This window comes from Amycolatopsis sp. NBC_01286 (assembly GCF_035982555.1).
Taxonomy (GTDB): domain Bacteria; phylum Actinomycetota; class Actinomycetes; order Mycobacteriales; family Pseudonocardiaceae; genus Amycolatopsis.
Map to the genome: position 1 here is coordinate 6,027,909 of NZ_CP108428.1, position 20,516 is coordinate 6,048,424.

Consider the following 20,516-nt stretch of genomic DNA (forward strand, 5'->3'; position numbering starts at 1 on the left):
GAGCGCGATCGACCCGGCGCGGGCGTTCGCCGACTACGGCCTCGACTCGATCGTCGGCGCGGGTTTCGTCCAGCAGCTCAACGAGTCCCTCGGCCTCGACCTGCTCACCACGGTGATCTTCGACCACCGCAGTGTCGAGCTGCTCGCCGCGCACATCGCCGAAACCCACCAGCCGACCGTGCCCGCCGCGGCACCGGAACCGGAAGCGCCGGAGACAGACCCGATCGCCATCGTCGGCATCAGCGGCCGGTTCGCGCAGTCACCCGACCTCGACGCGCTCTGGCAGCACCTCGCCGACGGCGACGACCTGGTCGGTCCGATCGAACGCTGGGACGTCTCCGGTCCCGAGTGGACGGACGTCGCCTGCCGGGAAGGCAGCTTCCTCGACGGCATCGACGAGTTCGACGCCCGCTTCTTCAAGATGTCCGGCCGCGAGGCCGCCTACACCGATCCCCAGCAACGCCTGTTCCTGGAAGAGGCGTGGACGGCGCTGGAGAACGCCGGGTACGTCGGCACCGCGCTCGACGACAAGCGCGCGGGCGTCTACGTCGGCTGCACCGGCGGCGACTACACCGCCTGGTTCGACGAGCGGCCGCCCGCGCAGGCGGCCTGGGGCAACGCGCCCTCGATCGTGCCCGCCCGGGTCGCCTACCACCTGAACCTGCGCGGGCCCGCGATCGCCGTCGACACGGCCTGCTCCAGCTCGATGGTCGCGATCCACCTCGCCTGCCAGGGGCTGTGGAGCGGCGAGACGGACCTCGCCGTCGCCGGTGGTGTCGCCGTGCAGACCACGCCGAAGACCTACCTGACGGCCGGCCGCGCGGGGATGCTGTCCCCGACGGGCCGCTGCCACACCTTCGACGCGGCCGCAGACGGGTTCGTCCCCGGTGAGGGCGTCGGCGTCGTCGTGCTCCGGCGGCTCTCCGACGCGCTCGCCGACGGCGACCACGTCCACGCCGTCATCCGCGGCTCCGGCATCAACCAGGACGGCGCGACCAACGGGATCACCGCCCCCAGCGCGGCGTCGCAGGAACGGCTCATCCGCGAGGTCCACGAGCGCTTCGGCGTCGACCCGGCCGAGATCGGCCTGGTCGAGGCGCACGGCACCGGCACCAAACTGGGTGACCCGATCGAGACCGCGGCGCTGGTCCGCGCGTTCGGCACCGCCGAAGGTTCGCGTGGCTGCGCCCTCGGCACGGTGAAGACGAACATCGGCCACACCATGTCCGCGGCGGGCGTCGCGGGGCTGCTCAAGATCGTCCTCGCCATGCGGCACCGGACGCTCCCGCCGTCGTTGCACCACGACGAGACCAACCCGGCGATCCGCCTCGGCGACAGCCCGTTCCACGTCACCACCGAGCTGACGCCGTGGGAGCCGAACGGCCGGGGCAAGCTGGTCGCCGCGACGAGTTCGTTCGGCTTCAGCGGCACCAACGCGCACCTCGTCGTCGAAGAGCCGCCCGCGATCGCGCCGCGCGACGACGACGGCCGCGAGCGGCTGTTCCTGCTGTCCGCGCCCCGCCCCGAAGCGCTTCGGCAACTGGTCGAGGGCCTGGCCGGGCACCTGACCGCGCACCCGGACGCGGTGCTCGCCGACGTCGGCTACACCCTCGCGCACGGCCGGGCCCACTTCGCCCAGCGCGTCGCCTTCGCGGCTTCCGATCGTGAGAATCTGTTGCGGCAGCTGGAGAACTGGCTGGCCGACGGGACGGTCCCCGCGGCCGCCGAGCTGGAGCAGATCCGGGCGCGGTGGAGCGAAGGCGGGAAGCTCGACGCCGAGTTCACGGGCCGCCGGACGCCGTTGCCGACCTACCCGTTCCAGCGCCGCGCGGCCTGGGTCGGCGGGGTGACCCCGGAGAGCGCCTTGCCCGCCGGACCGACGGCCCACGAGCCGATCGCCGTCGTCGGGCTGGCGGCGCGGTTCGCCGACAGCCCGGACGCCGAGAGCCTGTGGGCCCACCTCGCCGCCGGTGACGACCTGGTCGGCGACGTCACCCGCTGGGACCTCGCCGGGAAGCTGGGCCCGAAGGCGGGCCGCCAGTACGGCAGCTTCCTCGACGACCCGGCCCGCTTCGACGCGCTGTTCTTCAGCGTCTCCGGCACCGAGGCGGTGCACACCGATCCGCAGCAGCGCGTCTTCCTCGAAGAGTGCTGGCACGCACTGGAAGACGCCGGGTACGCGGGGGAGCGGCTCACCGACCGCGCGTGCGGCGTCTACGTCGGCGCCTACCCGGGCGACTACCACCAGCTGATCGGCGGCGAGAAGCCCCCGCAGACCATGTGGGGCAACATGGCCTCGGTCATCGCGTCGCGGATCTCCTACCTGCTCGACCTGTCCGGGCCCGCGATCGCCGTCGACTCGGCGTGCTCCAGCTCGCTCGTCGCCATCCACCTGGCGTGCGACAGCCTGCGGCTCGGCACGGTGTCGATGGCCCTGGCCGGCGGCGTGTTCGTCCAGGCGACGCCGCGGCTCTACGAGTACTCGTCCACCGCGAAGATGCTGTCGCCGACCGGGCGGTGCCGCACCTTCGACGCGGCCGCCGACGGCATGGTGCCCGGCGAGGGCGCCGGGGTCCTGGTGCTCAAGCGGCTGTCCGACGCGGTCCGCGACGGCGACCACGTCTACGGCGTCATCAGCGCCTCCGGCGTCAACCAGGACGGCGCCACCAACGGCATCACCGCGCCGAGTGCCCAGGCCCAGGAGGACCTGGTCCGCCAGGTCCACCGCGACGCGGGCGTGCGCCCGGGCGGCGTCCAGCTGATCGAGGCCCACGGCACCGGCACCCCGCTCGGCGACCCGATCGAGTTCGGCGCCCTCGCCGAGGCGTTCACCGGCGCGCCCGCGGGTGGGTGCGCGCTCGGGTCGATCAAGACGAACGTCGGGCACACGCAGTTCACCGCGGGCGTCGCCGGCACGATCAAGGCACTGCTCGCGCTGCACCACCGACAGGTGCCGCCGTCACTGCACTTCGACCGGGCCAACCCGGCGATTCCCCTGGCGGACAGCGCCTTCTACGTGCCTACCGCGGTGCGCGAGTGGCCGTCGCCGGAGTCCGGGCCGCGCCGTGCGGGCGTGAGCTCGTTCGGCGCCAGCGGGACCAACGCGCACCTCGTCGTCGAGGATGCGTCGGGGTCCGATGTGCCGCACGCGGCGCGGGACGAATGGCTGGTCGTGCTGTCCGCTCAGGACGAGACGGCGTTGCGCAGTCACGTCGAGCGCGTGCTCGCCCACGCCGAATCGCACGACGTCGACCTCGGCGACGCCGCTTACACCCTCGCTGTCGGCCGCCGTCCGGAGAACCTGCGGTGGGCCTGCGTCGCGCCGGACCGGGCCGCGTGGCTCGACGCCATGCGGGCCTGGCTGCGCGACGGCCGGGCGGACTCGGTCGTCACCGGTTCGGTGCCCGACGAGCTGCCCGAAATGTCCTCAGTGGACGGTCTGACGCTGACCGAGGTGGCCGCGCGGTACGTACGGGGCGAGATCCCGTCGTTGGGCGGGTTGTTCGGTGACGGGTTCCGGGTGGTGCCGCTGCCCGGCTACCCGTTCGGCGGGGAGCGGTACTGGATCGGCGCGCCGCCGGCCACGACTGTCCACAAGGGATCCGAAGGCTACGTCGTCGAGCTGACCGGGCGCGAGTTCTTCCTGGACCACCACCGGGTGTCCGGGACGCCGGTGCTGCCGGGCGTCGCGTACCTGGAGCTGGCGCGGGCCGCCGCGGAGGCCGAAGGGTTCGGCCGGACCGGGGTGACGGTGCGCAACGTCGTCTGGACGCGCCCGGCGCGGATCACGGGCCCGACGACCGCCGTGGTCGCGCTGGACGAGCAGGACGGCGGTTTCGCCTACCGGATCACGACGACCACCGGCGGCGAGACGCAGACGCACGGCCAGGGGCGCGTCGAGCCGACCGTCGCGGCGCCGCCGCCGAAGGTGGACATCGCCGCGCTGCGGGCGAAGTGCACCCGCCGCACGCTCGATCGCGGCGCTTGCTACGCCCTGTACGAGGGCACGGAGATGGGCCTCGGCCCGGCGATGCGCGGCATCGAGCAGCTGGAGATCGGCGACGGCCTGATCGTCGCCCGCCTCCGCCGTCCCGCCGCGGCCGGCGACGGCTTCACCGTCCACCCGGCGATGCTCGACTCCGCGTTGCAGTCGACGCTCGGCCTCGCCCTGGCGGAGGGCGCGGACGAGGTGTCGGCCGCGCTGCCGTTCGCGCTGACGGAGGTCCGCGTGCACGCCGCGACGCCGATGGCGGGCTGGGCGGTGATCCGCCCGTCGGCCAACGACCGCCCGGGCACCGTCCGGCGGCTGGACATCGACCTGTGCGACGAGACGGGCGAGGTCTGCGTGCGGCTGCTCGGCTTCACGTTCCGCGAGCTGCCCGCGCCGGAGAAGCAGGAGCCCGCACCCGCCGATGACCAGGTGACCCCGGCCGGACCCACCGCCGAGGCGGGCGAGCTGGTGCTGGCCCGCCCCACCTGGCACCCGGCCGCACCCGTCGCCGGCGCGCCGCGGTTCGTCCGGCACGAGGTGCTGCTCGCCGGGCTCGACCCGGTCGACCTCACCGACCTCGACGCCACCTGCACCGCCCTGCCCGGCGGCCCCGACCTCGCCGCCGCGTTCACCCGGCGGGCCGAGCAGCTGCTCACGCACCTCCAGGACGCCGTCGTCGCGAGCCGGGAGGGGCGGGTGCTGCTGCAGGTCGTCGTGCCGGCGGGGTCACCCGATCTCGCACTGGCCGGGCTGCTGCGGACCGCCCGCTACGAGCACCCGAAGCTGGTCACCCAGCTCGTGGTCGCCGGGCCGGACGGGCTCGCCGACCGCCTGCGCCGGGAAGCCCGGGCCGACGACGTCGTCATCCGCGAGGTGGCCGGACGGCGTGAGGTCCCGCAGTGGACACCGCTCGCCGACGCCCCCGCGGTGCGGCCCTGGCGCGACGGCGGCGTCTACCTGATCACGGGCGGCGCCGGTGGGCTCGGGCGAGTGTTCGCCCAGGAGATCGCCGCCGGTGTGGCCGACCCCACGATCATCCTTTGTGGACGTTCGGCGCACGGGCCCGGGAACTACCGGCAGCTGGACGTCACGGACCGGGCCGCCGTCGAGCGGTGCGTCCAGGACGTCGTCGCCGAACACGGGTGCCTCGACGGTGTCCTGCACAGCGCCGGCGTGCTGCGGGACGGCTACCTCGTCAAGAAGGACGTCGCCGACCTGCGGGCCGTCCTCGCCGCGAAGGTCGCGGGGTTCGTCAACCTCGACGAGGCCACCGCCGGGCTGGACCTCGACTTCTTCATCGGCTTCTCGTCGCTGTCGGCGTCGGGGAACCCGGGCCAGGCCGACTACGCCGCGGCCAACGCCTTCCTCGACGAGTACGCGGCTCTTCGCGAGAAGCGCGTCGCCGCGGGGGAGCGGCACGGGCGGACGCTCAGCGTCGGCTGGCCGCTGTGGGCCGACGGCGGGATGCGCGTCGACGCCGCGACCGAGCGGTCCATGCGGGACACCGTCGGCATCCTGCCGATGCCCGCCGCGGCCGGCGTCGAAGCCCTGCACCGGGCCTACGGCAGCGGCGAACCCCACGTCCTCGTGACGTACGGCGACCGGGCGCGGATCGGGGAAACCCTGCTGCGCCCCGAAACGGAGGTGACCACCATGCCCGACAGCCTGGTGACGCTGCTGGCCGACCGCGTGTCGCGCCTGCTCGACGTCCCCGCCGACGAGATCGAGGGCGGGGTCGACCTGAGCGAGTACGGCTTCGACTCGATCTCCCTCGTCGACTACGTCGGTCTGCTCAACGACGAGTTCGGCCTGACCCTCGTCCCGACGCTGCTCATCGAGTACCCGACCCTCGACGGCCTGGCCGGGTACCTGGCGGACTATCACGGTGACGTCTTCGACGCGACCCCGGCGCCGGAACCGACGCCCGAACCTGCGCCCGAACCGGAGCCCGTGCCCGCGCCGGAAGAGCGGCCGGACCTGCTCGCCGAGCTGACGGAACTGACGGCGAACGTCCTCCGCCTGCCGGTGGGACGGATCGAGGGCGGCCGCGAGCTGAGCAAGTACGGCGTCGACTCCCTGTCGCTCACCGAGCTGATCTCGGAGATCAACGCGCGGTACGGCCTGGCGCTCGACCCGACGCTGCTGTTCGAGTACCCGACGCTCAACGGCCTGGTCGGCTACCTCCGGGAGCACCACGCGGACCGGGTCGCGCCCAGGTCCGAACCGAAGCCCGAGCCGGTCGTCGAGGCACCCGCAGCCCCGAAGACCGAGCCGCGGGAAGGCCCCGAACCGATCGCCGTGATCGGCATGAGCGGCCGGTTCCCGAAGGCCGGCGACATCGCCGAGTTCTGGCGCAACCTCGCCGAAGGCCGGGACTGCATCGGCGAAATCCCCGCCGACCGCTGGGACTGGCGGGAGTGCTTCGGCGACCCGATCACCGAACCCAACACCAGCAACGTGAAGTTCGGCGGGTTCATGGACGGCGTCGGTGACTTCGACCCGCTGTTCTTCGACATCTCGCCGCGCGAGGCCGAGCTGATGGACCCGCAGCAGCGGCTGATGCTGCTCTACGCCTGGAAGGCCCTCGAAGACGCCGGGTACGCGGCCGAATCCGTCGAAGGCAGTGACATGGCCATCGTCGTCGGCACCGCCAGCACCGGTTACCCGACGATGGTCGCGAAGTACTCGCCGGTCGTCGAACCGTACGACGCCACCGGCGCCGCGCCCTGCCTCGGGCCGAACCGGATGAGCTACTTCCTCGGCGTCCACGGCCCGAGCGAGCCCGTTGACACCGCCTGCTCCAGCGCGCTCATCGCCACCCACCGCGCGGTCGGCGCGCTGCAGGACGGCACGTCCGACATGGCCATCGTCGGCGGCGTCAACACCGTCCTCAGCAAGGATCTGCACATCAGCATGAGCAAGGCCGGCATGCTCGCCGAGGACGGCCGGAGCAAGACGTTCTCCGCCGACGCCAACGGGTACGCCCGCGGCGAGGGCGTCGGGATGCTGGTCCTGAAGCGGCTTTCGGCGGCCGAGCGGGACGGCGACCACGTCTACGGCCTGATCCGCGGCACCGCCGAAAACCACGGCGGCCGCGCGAACTCGCTGACCGCGCCGAACCCGAAGGCGCAGGCGGCGGTCATCCGCACGGCCCACCGCAAGGCCGGCGTCGACCCGCGCACCGTCGGCTACATCGAGGCGCACGGCACCGGCACCAAACTCGGCGATCCCGTCGAGATCAACGGCCTGAAAGAGGCCTTCCGCGACCTCTACGACGGCGCGGACGTCGCGGGCGCGCACTGCGGCATCGGCTCGGTGAAGACCAACATCGGGCACCTCGAGGTCGCCGCCGGTGTCGCGGGCATGATCAAGGTGCTGCTGCAGATGAAGCACCGCACCCTGGTGCGGAGCCTGCACTGCGACACCGTGAACCCGTACGTCAAGCTCGACGGGACGCCGTTCTACCTGGTCCGCGAGCAGCAGCCGTGGCCGGCGCCGGTCGACGACGCCGGGGCCGAGCTGCCGCGACGCGCCGGGGTCAGCTCCTTCGCCTTCGGCGGTGCCAACGCGCACATCGTGCTCGAGGAGTACGTCCCGGCGCCCGTGGACCAGACGCCCGCGGAGCCGCTGCCGATCGTCCTGTCGGCGACCCACCCCGAGGTGTTGCGCACCCTGGCGGAGAACTGGGTCAAGGCCTTGAGGGACGGCACCTACACCGACGCCGACCTGACGTCCATCGCCTACACCTCCCAGGTCGGGCGCACGCCGCACGCCGAGCGGCTCGGCTGCGTCGCGGCCACCGTCGACGACCTCGCGACCGGGCTGGAGTCCTGGCTGCGCGGCGAACCGGACGGCTCGATCGTCACCGGCCGCGTCACCCGCGACGACGTCCCGGCGGCACCCGAGGGCACCGACGCGACGGTCGCGACGAGGGCCTGGGTGCGCGGCGCCGACGTCGACTGGAGCCGGTGGCACCCGGACACGCCGCGGCGGATCCCGCTGCCGACCTACCCGTTCCGGCTGAAGCGCTACTGGCTCGACACGAGCACCCCGGTGGGGGCGGGCACCCCGAAGCTGCACCCGCTCGTGCACACCAACACCTCGGACCTGACCGGCCCGCGCTACACCACCCGCCTGACCGGTCGTGAGTTCTTCCTCGCCGGCCACAAGGTCCGCGGTGTCCCGGTGCTGCCGGGCGCGGCCTACCTGGAGATGGCCCGGGCCGCGGCGGACCTGGCGGGCGGCGACCGGCCGGTCGTCAGCGCGACCTGGGACCGGCCGCTGCCGGTCGAGCGCGCCACGGATGTCCACATCGGACTGTCGGCCGACGGCGGTGCCCTGTCCTACCGCGTCTTCACCACCGGCCCGGACGGCGAGCCCGTCGTCCACGGCCACGGGGAGCTGACCGCGGCGGACGGCAAAACACCGGAGGGGCACGACATCCCGGCGCTGCTCGAAGAAACCGACGGCCGGGTGCTTGACGCGGACGAGTGCTACGCGCGGTTCGAGCGGCTCGACCTCGGGTACGGTCCCGCGCTGCGGACGATCGAGCGGCTGCACAGCGGCTCGCGGCTCGCGGTGGCGCGGCTCCGGCTGCCCGCCGAGGCCGGCGCGGAGACGTTCGTGCTGCACCCGAGCCTGCTCGACGCGGCGTTCCAGGCCACCTTGGGCCTGTTCGCCGCCGACGGCGCCGAAGCGGTACCCGCCACACTGCCGCGGTCGGTCGACGCGGTCCGCGTGCTGCGGCCGCTGCCCGCCTCGGCGTGGGCGGTCGTCCGGTTCAGCGAGGGCGGGGCGGTGCCCGGCGAATACGTCCTCGACGTCGACCTGTGCGACGACGACGGCGAGATCTGCGCCCGCCTGCGCGGCTTCCGCGTCCGGTCCCTCGATCCCGAGCCGGTCGATCCCGGCGACGAGTTCCTGGGCCGGCTGATCGAGGCGGCCGGTGACGGCGCGATCAGCCTGGCCGACTTCGAACGGAGCCTGACGTGAAAGCGGTGATCTTCCCCGGCCAGGGCGCCCAGGTGAAGGGCATGGGCCGCGAGCTGTTCGACGCCTACCCGGAGCAGGCCGACCAGGCCTCGGACCTGCTCGGCTACTCGATCCGCGAGCTGTGCCTCGACGATCCCCGGCGCGAGCTGAACCGCACGGAGTTCACCCAGCCCGCGCTGTTCGTGGTCGGCGCGCTGGCCCACCGGCAGTGGCGCGAGCGGCATCCCGAAGCGCCCGCGTTCTACGCCGGGCACAGCCTCGGCGAGTACTGCGCGCTGCACGCCGCCGGCGCGTTCGACTTCGCGACGGGCCTGCGGCTCGTCCGGCGCCGGGGCGAGCTGATGGCCCGGGCCGAGGGCGGCGGCATGATCGCCGTCACCGGCCTCGACCGCGACCAGGTCACGGCGCTGGTGCGCGAAGGCGAGTTCTGCACCCTGTCGGTGGCGAACGACAACTCGCCCCAGCAGTGCGTTGTCTCGGGCGACGCCGAGTCGATCGACGAGCTGGGCGCGTTCCTGCAGGACCGGGGCGTCCGCTGGGTCCGGCTGCGCGTGTCCGGCGGCTTCCACTCCGCGCTGATGCGGCCGGCCCAGCAGGAGTTCCGGCGCTTCCTCGACGCCTTCGACCTCGGCACGCCCGACGTGCCGGTGATCGCCAACGCCACGGCGCGGCCCTACTCGGCCGGCACCACCGCCGGGGTGCTCACCGACCAGATCGTGCAGCCGGTGCGCTGGACCGAAACCGTGCGGCACCTGCTCGACGCGGGCGTCACGGACTTCGTCGAGCTGGGCGGCACGGTGCTGACCAAGCTCGTCGAGCAGACGCGGGCCGCGTCCCGGGCGCCGGTGCTCCGGCCCCAGGACCTCGGCAGCGCCGCTTTCCGTGAGCGACACGGCCTTCGCTTCGCCTACGTCGCCGGCGGGATGTACCGCGGGATCGCGTCACCGGAACTGGTCATCCGGCTGGGCCGCGCGGGGATGCTCGGCTTCCTCGGCACCGGCGGCAGTGAGCCGGCCGAGATCGAGCGTGGGATCAAGGAGATCCAGGCCGCCCTGGCCGAGGACCAGCCCTACGGCGTCAACTTCATCGCGAACCACGACGATCCCGCCGCCGAGGAGGGCGTGGTCGACGTCCTGCTGCGGCACGGCGTCCGGCTGGTCGAGGCGTCGGCGTTCATCCAGATGACGCCCGCGCTCGTGCGTTACCGCGTCACGGGCCTGCGCCGCGGGCCCGGCGGCGAGCCGGTGTGCGAGCACCGCGTGCTGGCGAAGGTGTCCCGTCCCGAGGTCGCGGCCGCTTTCTTGGCGCCGCCGCCGGCCGCGGTCCTGGACCGGCTTCGCAAGGACGGCGTGATCACCGCCGAGCAGGCCGAGCTGGCCCGGCGCGTGCCGATGAGCCACGACGTCACCGTCGAGGCCGACTCCGGCGGGCACACCGACGGCGGCATCCCGACGGTGCTGCTGCCCTCGCTGCTCGAACTGCGCCGCCGCGCGCAGGCCGAGCACGGCTACGCCGAGCCGGTCTGCATGGGCCTGGCCGGCGGGATCGGCACGCCCGCCGCCGTCGCGGCCGCGTTCGTGCTCGGCGCCGACTACGTCCTCACCGGCTCGGTCAACCAGTGCACCGCCGAGGCCGCGACCAGCGACGTCGTCAAGGACATGCTGCAGGACATCGACGTGCAGGACACCGACTACGCGCCGGCCGGTGACATGTTCGAGCTCGGCAGCCGGGTCCAGGTGCTGCGCAAGGGCGTGTTCTTCCCGTCGCGGGGCAACAAGCTCCACGCGCTCTACAGCCACCACGACGGCATCGACGACCTGCCCGCGAAGACCCGGGCGCAGCTGGAGCGCACCTACTTCCGCAAGCCCCTGGACGACGTCTGGGCCGACGTCGTGGCGCACCTGCGCGCGAGCGGCCGCGCGGAGCTGGTGGAGCGCGCCGAAAAGCAGCCGAAGCAGAAGATGGCGCTGATCTTCCGGCGCTACTTCGGTTACAGCGCGCGGATCGCGCTGGAAGGCCGCCGCGAAGACAAGGCCAACTACCAGGTCCACACCGGACCGGCCCTGGGTTCCTTCAACCAGTGGGTGAAGGGCACCCCGCACGAGTCCTGGCGGAACCGGCACGTCGACGAGATCGGCCTGCTGCTTCTGGACGGCGCCGCCCAGCACCTCGCGGCGTTCTCACGAGTAGCGAAAGGACAGACGACATGATCACGGAGTTCGACACCTGGGGCGTCCACGAACAGCAGTTCTGGCTGCGCGGCACCACCGCGGACCAGCCGGTCGCCTTCGACGCCGCAAGCGGCATGTGGAACGTCTACGGCCACGCCGAGGCGTCGAAGGTGCTGAGCAACCCGAAGCTGTTCTCCTCCAACATGATGCGGCTGATGGCCGCGGAGATCGGCGCCGACATCGAGGAGGCGTCGGCCGGGGAGCTGCTCTACCTCGACCCGCCGCGCCACACCCGGCTGCGCCGGCTCGTCAACCATGCCTTCACCCCCAAGGTCCTCGCCGACCTCGAACCGCGGATCGCGGGCCTGACCCACGACCTGCTCGACGAGGCGAAGGTGACCGACCGGCTGGAGCTGGTCAGCGCGCTGGCCTACCCGCTGCCGGTCATCGTGATCGCCGAGCTGCTCGGCATCCCGGCGAGCGACCGTGACCTGTTCCGCCGCTGGGCCGAGTCGCTGATCCCGTCGACGTCCACCGAGGACGTCTCGATCGTCGGCCGGTTCGAGGGCCAGGAAGAGGTCACCGAGACGACCCTGCAGCAACGCAAGGAGTTCGGCGAGTACCTGGCCGAGCACATCGAGGACCGCCGCAAGCACCCGCGCGAGGACCTGCTCAGCGGGCTGGTGCACGCCGAGGTCGAGGGGGAGCAGCTCAGCGACAAGGAGATCGCGACGCTGGCCGATGTCCTGCTGCTGGCCGGGCACGTGACCACGACGATGTTGCTCGGCAACACGATCCTCTGCCTGGACGCGCACCCGGACGAGTTCGCCCGCGTCCGCGCGGACCGCTCGCGCCTGCCCGACGTGATGGAGGAGTCGCTGCGCTACCTCCCGCCGTTCGCCGTGACGTCGCGGGCGACCACGGCCGAGGCCGAGGTCGGCGGCGTGACGATCCCGGCCGACCAGCTCGTGATGGTCTGGCTCGGCGCCGCCAACCGCGACCCGCTGGTCTTCGACGACCCCACGGAGTTCCGCCCGGGCCGCGACCCCAACCCGCACCTGACGTTCTCGCGCGGCATCCACTACTGCATCGGCGCCGGCCTGGCCCGGCTCGAGGGCCGGATCGCGCTGGACATCCTGTTCGACCGGTTCCCGAAGATCACCACGATCCCCGACGAGCCGCCGCGGTTCATCCGCAGCTCGCAGATGCTCAACGCCTTCACGCTGCCCCTCGCCGTCTCGTCGTGACCGGCGATTTGTCCGGATTACCGCCAGGGGCACGTCCGCGGGACCGGAGCGGGAACGGCATTCGTGACCATCGATAGCGCGACGAACGCGAACGGAGCCTGACATGAGCCACCGCGTCGGTTCGGTGACCGAGCTGTACGAGCTGGTCAGCCGGGGAGAGATCGACAAGGCCGAGGCGATGCGCCTGGCCAAGCAGCTGAAGACGGCCAAGCGTGCCGAGCCCGCCGAGCCTGCCGGGCAGCCGGCCGGGATCGACCGGGACGTGCTGCGGGACCGGGTCTGCGACGTGCTCGCGGACAAGGTCCGGCAGCTGCTGAAGGTGAGCGCCGACGACCTGGACATCGACGTCGAGCTGAGCGAGTACGGCCTCGACTCGGTCGTCATCAGCCACCTCGTGAGCATGGTCAACGACGCGCTGGGCCTCGACCTCAAGCCCACGGTGGTGTTCGAGCACCCCACCCTGCGCGCGCTGGCCGGCCACATCGCCGTCGACCACGAGACGGGTCTCGCGGACCGCCTCGGAGTGCGTCCCGCGGCTGTTGTGCAGGCGCCCAAGGCGGTCGCGCCGCCCCGCCCGGTCCCGGTCGAACGGCCGCGTACCGGGGACCCGGTCGCGATCATCGGGATGAGCGGCCGCTTCCCGCAGGCCGACGACCTCGACGCGTTCTGGCGCAACCTCTCCGAGGGGCGCGACTGCGTCAGCGAGGTGCCGGCCGACCGCTGGGACTGGCGCGAGCTGTACGGCGACCCGTTCGACGAGGCCGGCCGCACCACCGTCAAGTGGGGCGGGTTCATCGACGGCGTCGCCGACTTCGACCCCGAGTTCTTCGGCATCGCGCCCCGCGAAGCGGCGCTGATGGACCCCCAGCACCGGCTGCTGATGCTGCACACGTGGAAGGCCCTGGAGGACGCCGGGTACGCGGCGGACGCCCTGGCCGGCACCGATCTCGGCATCATCGTGGGCACCGCGACCACCGGCTACCACCGCCTGATCGACGCGCACGCCCGTGGCGGCGACGGCGTCGCGGCCACCGCCACGGTGCCGTCCATCGGCCCGAACCGGATGAGCTTCTTCCTCGACGTCCACGGCCCGAGCGAGCCGGTCGAGACGGCCTGCTCCAGTTCCCTGGTCGCGCTGCACCGCGCGGTGTCCGCCCTGGACCGGGAGGAGTGCTCGCTCGCCGTCGCGGGCGGCGTCAACACCGTGCTCGTCCCGGACGGCCACATCAGCTTCGGCCGCGCCGGCATGCTCAGCGAGGACGGCCGGAGCAAGACGTTCTCCGCCGACGCGGACGGCTACGCCCGCGGCGAGGGCGTCGGCATGCTGGTGCTGAAAAAGCTCTCGGCGGCCGAGCGCGACGGCGACCACATCCACGGCGTCATCCGCGCGACGGCCGTCAACCACGGCGGCCGGGCGAACTCTCTGACCGCGCCGAACCCCAGGGCCCAGGCGTCGGTGATCTGCGACGCCCACCGCCGCGCCGGCATCGACCCGCGCACGATCGGCTACATCGAGGCGCACGGCACGGGCACGAAGCTCGGCGACCCCGTCGAGGTCAACGGCCTCAAGGACGCCTTCCGTGAGCTCTACGACGGCGCCGACGTCACCGGCGCCCACTGCGGGATCGGCTCGGTCAAGACCAACATCGGGCACACCGAGCTGTCCGCCGGGGTCGCCGGCGTGCTCAAGGTGCTGCTGCAGCTGCGTCACCGCACGCTGGTCGAGAGCCTGCACTGCGACACCGTGAACCCGTACGTCGAGCTGGCCGGCAGCCCGTTCTTCCTGGTGCGCGAACGGCAGTCCTGGGCCGCGCCGGTCGACGCCGACGGCGCCGAGCTGCCGCGCCGGGCCGGCGTCAGCTCGTTCGGCTTCGGCGGCGCGAACGCGCACGTCGTGCTGGAGGAGTACCGCCCGCCCGCGCCGGCCGGTGCGGCGGCGGGACCGTTCGCCATCGTGCTGTCGGCCCGCGAACCCGAGACGCTGGTGACCCGCGCGCGGCAGCTGCTCGCCTGGGCCGACGGCCGCGGCGACGACGACCTGGCGAGCGTGGCCTACACGCTGCAGGTCGGCCGGGTAGCGATGCCGGAGCGGCTGGCGTTCACCGTCGAGACGCTCGACGACCTGCGCGACGCGCTGCGGGCGTTCGTCGCCGGGGAGCCGCGCGGCGACCTGCATCGCGGCCGGCCGCAGCCGAACGCCGCGTGGCGCGTGCTCGCCGGCGACGAGGACATCGCCGCCGCGATGGACACCTGGGTCGCCAAGGGCAAGCTGCCGCGCCTGCTGGAACTGTGGGCCGCCGGGTTCGACTTCGACTGGCGGCGCCTGCACGGCGACACCCCGCCGCGTCGCCTCCCGCTGCCGACGTACCCGTTCAACCTGCGCCGCTTCTGGATCGCCGACCGCGCCGACCGCGCCGTCCGAGCCCCCCGAGCCCCCCGAGCCGCCCGCAACCCCGCCCCGCCACGCGAGCGTGTCCTGGACGGCAGCGAGTACTACCTGCGTGACCACTGCCTGCGTGGCGTCCCGGTGCTGCCCGCCGTCGCCTACCTGGAACTGGCGCGCGACGCGCTCGGCGCCGAGACCGGTGTCCGGATCAGCGACGTCCGCTGGCTGCGGCCGATCGAGGTCACCGAGCCGCGCCGCGTCGAGGTGCGGCTCGACCCGGCGGATCACGCCGGGCGCCGCGCGTTCGAGGTGCACGTCGACGGCGATGCGGCGGTCTACGCCCAAGGCACCGGCGAGATCGCCGCCCTGATCCCGGAAACCCTTGCGGTGGAACAACTCCGTGACGGCTGCACGCGCAGCTTGGACGCGGCCGGGTTCTACCGGACCTACGAGCGCATCGGGATGGACTACGGCCCCGCGCTGCGCGCCGTCCGTTCTCTGCACTACGACGACGGCATCGCGGTGGCCCGGCTGAGCCTGCCGCGCGAGGCCGAGTCGCCGCTCGTGCTCAACCCCAGCCTGCTCGACGGCGCGCTCCAGGCCGTCCTGGGCGTCTGGCTGGGCGAGGACGACGGCACGGCGGCCCAGCTCGCGCTGCCGTTCGCCGTGCGGGAGGTCCAGGTGCACGCCCCGACCCCCGCGGACGGCTGGGTCGTCATCCGCAGCCACCCCGACGACCGCGGCGGCGACGTCCGCCGGCTGGACGTCGACGTGTGCGACGCCGACGGCCGCGTCTGTGTCCGCTTGCTGGGCTTCAGCACGCGAACCCTGCCGCCGGCCGCGAACACGGAAACCCGCCTGATGACGCCGGTGTGGGACGCGGTCGCCGTCGACCCGGCCCCGCTCTGGCCCGCCGCCGATGCCCGCGTCGCCCTCGTCGGCGGGACGCCGGACGACCAGGCCGAGTTCCGCCGCCGCTACCCGGACACCACCGTGCTGGACGCCGGCGATTCACCCGCGGGGTTCGACCACGTCGTGCTGCTGGCGCCCGAGGTCCGGACGGCGTTCCGGCTGCTCAAGGCGGCCACCGGCGAGATCGGCTGGACCGTCGTCACCCGGCAGGCCCGCCTGCTGCCCGGCGACACCCGCGTCGACCCGGACGCCGCCGGCCTGCACGGCCTCTTCGGGTCGCTGGCCCAGGAGTACCCGCACTGGCCCGTCCGCGTCGTGGACGTCCCCGCCGGCGCCCCCGTGCCCTGGGACGACGTCCTGACCCTGCCGCCGGAGCCGCAGGGCGCGCTGCTGGCACGGCGCGACGGCGAGTGGTACCGGCAGCGCCTGCTGGAGCTGGCGGCGCCCGTCCCGGCCGGGCCCGCGCACGCGAACCTGCAGCCCGACGACGTCGTCGTGGCCATCGGCGGCGCCGGCGGCATCGGCACCGTCTGGACCGAGCACCTGCTGCGCCGCCACAAGGTGCGCGTCGTGTGGATCGGCCGGCGCCCCTTGGACGCCGGCATCGAAGCCCGCCGCAGCGCACTCGCGGCCCACGGTCCCAAACCGGACTACATCCAGGCCGACGCCACCGACCCGGCGGCGTTGCGCCGGGCCCGCGACGAGATCGTCCGCCGCCACGGCCCGGTCCGCGGCGTGCTGCACTCCGCCATCGTGCTCGGCGACCAGAGCCTGGCCCGGATGGACGAAGAGCGCTTCGCCGCCACCTACGCGGCCAAGGCCGACGTCGCCGTCACCATCGCCGACGTCTTCGCCGGCGAGCCCCTCGACTTCGTAGTGTTCTTCTCGTCGCTGCAGTCCTTCCTCACCTCGCCCGGTCAGGCCAACTACGCCGCCGGCTGCACCTTCGCCGACGCCTACGCCGAGCACCTCGGCACCCGGCTCGACTGCCCGGTGAAGGTCGTCAACTGGGGTTACTGGGGCGGGGTCGGCGTGGTCGCCGACGACGCCCACCGCGAGCGGATGGCCCGATCCGGCGTGGCGTCGATCGAACCGGCCGAAGGCATGGCCACCTACGACACGCTCATGGGTTCCCGGCACTCGCAGCTGGCGTTGCTGAAGGCGACCTACACGCTCGACGACGACGTGGTCGAGCAGCTCGAACCCCGGACCCCGGCCCTGATCGCGTCCCTGCGTGACGGCCGTCCGGACCGCACCGACGAGGTCGCCCGGCTCCGCGAGAAGATCGACGGCCACAACGAGAAACTGGACGCCGCCCTGGTGCCGGTCCTGTGGACCGTGCTGCGCTCCCTCGGCCTGTTCGAGGACGGCCGCGCGGCCACCGCCGGGGAATGGCGGACCCGCGGTGGGATCACCGACGAGTACGACCGCTGGTTCCGGCACACCCTCGACGTCCTGACCGGCACCGGCCACCTGCGCCACGACGACGGCCGCTACTCGGCCGATCCGGCCGCGCAGACCGATATCGCCGAGTGGGACCGGCACCGCGACGGCTGGCTGGCCGAGGCGTCCACCCGGGCCCAGACGACGCTCGTCGACACCGCACTGGGCGCGCTGGCCGACATCCTCACCGGCCGCCGCCCGGCCACCGACGTGCTGTTCCCGGCGTCGTCGATGGACCTCGTCGAGGGCGTCTACAAGGCCAACCCGGTCGCCGACTACTTCAACGAGGTCCTGGCCGACACGCTCGTCGGGTACGTGCGCCGCCGTGTCGCCGACGATCCCGGGACGAAGCTGCGCGTCCTGGAGATCGGCGCGGGCACCGGGGGCACCACCGAAACCGTCTTCCGGCACCTGAAGCCGTGGGCCGACCACATCGAGACCTACTGCTACACCGACATCTCCAAGGCCTTCCTGCTGCACGCCCGGCGTGAGTTCGCCGCGCCCTTCCTCGACACGCAGCTGTTCGACGTCGAGGCGCCCCTGGCGGGACAGCCGATCCCGGCCGGCGGCTTCGACGTCGCCATCGCCACCAACGTCCTGCACGCCACCCGCGACATCCGGACCACGCTGCGGAACACCAAGGCGACCTTGCGCGCCCACGGGATCCTGCTGCTCAACGAGCTGAGCGGCGGCAGCCTGTTCAGCCACCTCACCTTCGGCCTCCTCGACGGCTGGTGGCGCTACGACGACCCCGCGCCGCGCGTGCCCGGCACACCCACGCTGGCCCCGGCCACCTGGCAGCGGCTGCTGACCGAAACGGGCTTCCGCGGCGCGTTCCCCGCCGCCGACGGGGCCGACGACCTCGGCCAGCAGGTGATCGTCGCCGAGAGCGACGGCGCCGTCCGTCAACCGCGGCAGGACACCCCGCCCACGGCCAAGTCCACTGTGGACAAAGCCGGGGAGAACGGGGCCGGCCGCGTCGCCGAGCTGATGGCCGAAGTGCTGGAGATCGACGCCGGACAGCTCGACCCGGACGTGCCCCTGCGGCGCTACGGCTTCGACTCGATCTTCATGGCCCAGTTCCTGTCCTCGGTGAAGAAGCACCTCGACGACACGATGACCCTGGACGTCATCGCCGAATGCGAAACGCTCAACGACATCATCGGCCGCGTCGGCACGTCGGCGAAGCCCGCCGAGACGACGGACGCCCCCGAGCTGATCCGGATGAACCGCGGCGGCGAAGGCCGGCCGGTCTTCTGGATCCACCACGGCAACGGGGGAGTGGAGTCCTACCGGCCGCTGGCCGAGCACAGCGGCCGGCCGTTCTACGGCATCCAGCCGAAGGGCTGGCTCGGCGACGGCGAGATCCTCAGCGGCCAGGTGCCGATGGCCGAGCACTACGCGGCCCTCATCCGCGCGGTGCAACCGGACGGGCCCTACGACGTCGGCGGGTTCTCCCTGGGCGGCCTGCTGGCCTACGAGGTCGTCCGGCAGCTCCAGCTGCAGGGCGCCGAAGTGAACACCCTCGTCATGCTCGACACCCTGGACGCCGCCGCGACCAACCGCGTCAACGCGATCATGCAGGGCGGCCGGGCCGAGCCGGACGTGATCGCCAAGGTCTGCGCGTTCCGCGCGGTCAACCTGGTGCTCGGCAGCAACCGCCTGGACGCGAACGACGGATCCACCCCGATCCTGCACCGGGACGAGGTGGATCCCGGCCTGGACTACCCGGAGTTCCTCGGCTCGCTGCTCAAGGCCGCGCTGGCCGCCGGGATCACCAAGACCGAGGCGCAACTGCGCACCCAGGTCACCCAGCTGGCGCGCTTCTTCGAGGTGCTGCACACCGGCGACCACGTCGTCGACCCGCTCCCGCGGCGGGACGCGGTGCGCTGCTACTACGTCCGCAACCGCGGTGGCCGCTTCTTCGGCGACTTCGAGGAGTACATGGTGCTCTTCGCCAACCCGGACCTGCCCGGCCTGGACGGCGTCGAGTACTGGCGCGAGTGGGAGGAGCGGATCGACGACTTCTTCGTCACCGAGGTCGCCACCACCGACCACACCGACGTGATGACGGCGCCCGAGTCGCTGGAGAAGGTGCTGCGGCTGTGCGACACCCTCTACGGAAAGGAAGCCTGACGTGCTCACCGAATTCGACGAGTGGGGGGTCGACGAGCGCCAGTACTGGCTGCGCGGCATCGAACCCGAAAAGGCCGTCGCCTACGACGCCGAGACGCGGATGTGGCACGTCTACGGCCACCCCGAGAACGTGCAGCTGCTGAGCAAGCCGAAGGTGTTCTCCTCGAACCTGCAGCGGGTGATGGGCGCCGAGATCGGCGGCGACAACCCGGAGGAGACCTACGACGAGCTGCTGTACATGGACCCGCCGGACCACACCCGGCTGCGCAAGCTCGTCAGCCACGCGTTCACGGCCAAGGTCGTCGCCGACCTGGAGTCGAAGATCGCGGCCCTGACGAACGAACTGCTCGACGAGGTGAAGTCGTCGGACCGGCTCGAGCTGGTCGGCGAGCTGGCCTACCCGCTGCCGGTCACCGTGATCTGCGAGCTGCTCGGCATCCCGGCCGGCGACCGCGACCTGTTCCGCAAGCAGGCCGAGTCGCTGATGCCGTCCACTTCGGACGACGTCCAGCTGGTCGGCCGCTTCGAAGGCCAGGAAGAGGTCACGAAGACGGTCATCCAGCGGCACCGGGAGTTCGCCGAGTACCTGCAGCAGTTCATCGACGACCGGCGGAAGAAGCCCCGCGAAGACCTGCTGAGCGGGCTCGTGCACGCCGAGGTCGACGGGGAACGCCTGACCGGCAAGGAAGTCGCGAGCCTCGTCGACACGCTGCTGCTCGCCGGGCACCTCAACACCACGATGATGCTCAGCAACACCATCCTGTGCCTGGACGCGCACCCGGAGGAGTTCCGGCGCACCCGCGAGGACCGCTCCCGGCTGCCGGGCGTGGTCGAGGAGTCGCTGCGCTACCTGCCGCCGTTCTCGGTGACCTCCCGGGTGACCGCGGCCGAGACGGAGCTCGGCGGCGAGACGATCCCGGCCGACCAGCTGGTGATGGTGTGGATGGCCACGGCCAACCGCGACCCCCGTGTGTTCGACGCGCCGGCGGAGTTCCGCCCGGAGCGCCACCCCAACCCGCACCTGACGTTCTCGCGCGGCATCCACTTCTGCGTGGGCGCCGGGCTGGGCCGGCTGGAGGGGCGCGTCGCGCTGAACACCCTGCTGGACCGCTTCCCGCACCTCGCCACGATTCCCGATGAGCCGCCGCGGTTCATCCGCACCGACCAGATGTTCAACGCGCACACGCTGCCGCTCGCCGTCTCGACCTGAGCGGCCCCTTCGACGGGAGGAGTCACGC

General features: G+C 72.7%; 5 protein-coding genes (1 of these 5 only partly in view). All 5 read left to right on the plus strand.

The window, feature by feature from the left end; translation table 11 throughout:
* Positions 1 to 8,983, plus strand: partial view of an SDR family NAD(P)-dependent oxidoreductase gene (locus OG570_RS28890; RefSeq protein ID WP_326952297.1) — the 3' portion only. 13,610 nt of this gene lie to the left of the window's left edge; the window shows 8,983 of its 22,593 coding nt (coding positions 13,611-22,593); its start codon lies off the left edge, out of view; it ends in the stop codon at positions 8,981 to 8,983.
* Positions 8,980 to 11,193 (plus strand): ACP S-malonyltransferase, encoded by a 2,214-nt coding sequence (gene fabD / locus OG570_RS28895; RefSeq protein WP_326952298.1) that lies wholly within the window; start codon positions 8,980 to 8,982, stop codon positions 11,191 to 11,193. The genes OG570_RS28890 and fabD overlap by 4 nt, the downstream gene beginning before the upstream one ends.
* Positions 11,190 to 12,401, plus strand: coding sequence for a cytochrome P450 (locus OG570_RS28900; protein ID WP_326952299.1), 1,212 nt, complete (start codon positions 11,190 to 11,192; stop codon positions 12,399 to 12,401). Before fabD ends, OG570_RS28900 begins: the two co-directional genes overlap by 4 nt.
* 103 nt (positions 12,402 to 12,504) lie before the next feature.
* Positions 12,505 to 19,278: an SDR family NAD(P)-dependent oxidoreductase gene (locus tag OG570_RS28905; RefSeq protein WP_326952300.1), complete on the plus strand. Its 6,774-nt coding sequence runs from the start codon at positions 12,505 to 12,507 to the stop codon at positions 19,276 to 19,278.
* Between the two features lies 1 nt (position 19,279).
* Complete coding sequence (locus OG570_RS28910) at positions 19,280 to 20,488, plus strand: cytochrome P450 (RefSeq protein ID WP_326952301.1); 1,209 nt, start codon at positions 19,280 to 19,282, stop codon at positions 20,486 to 20,488.
* The last annotated feature ends 28 nt before the right edge of the window (positions 20,489 to 20,516 follow it).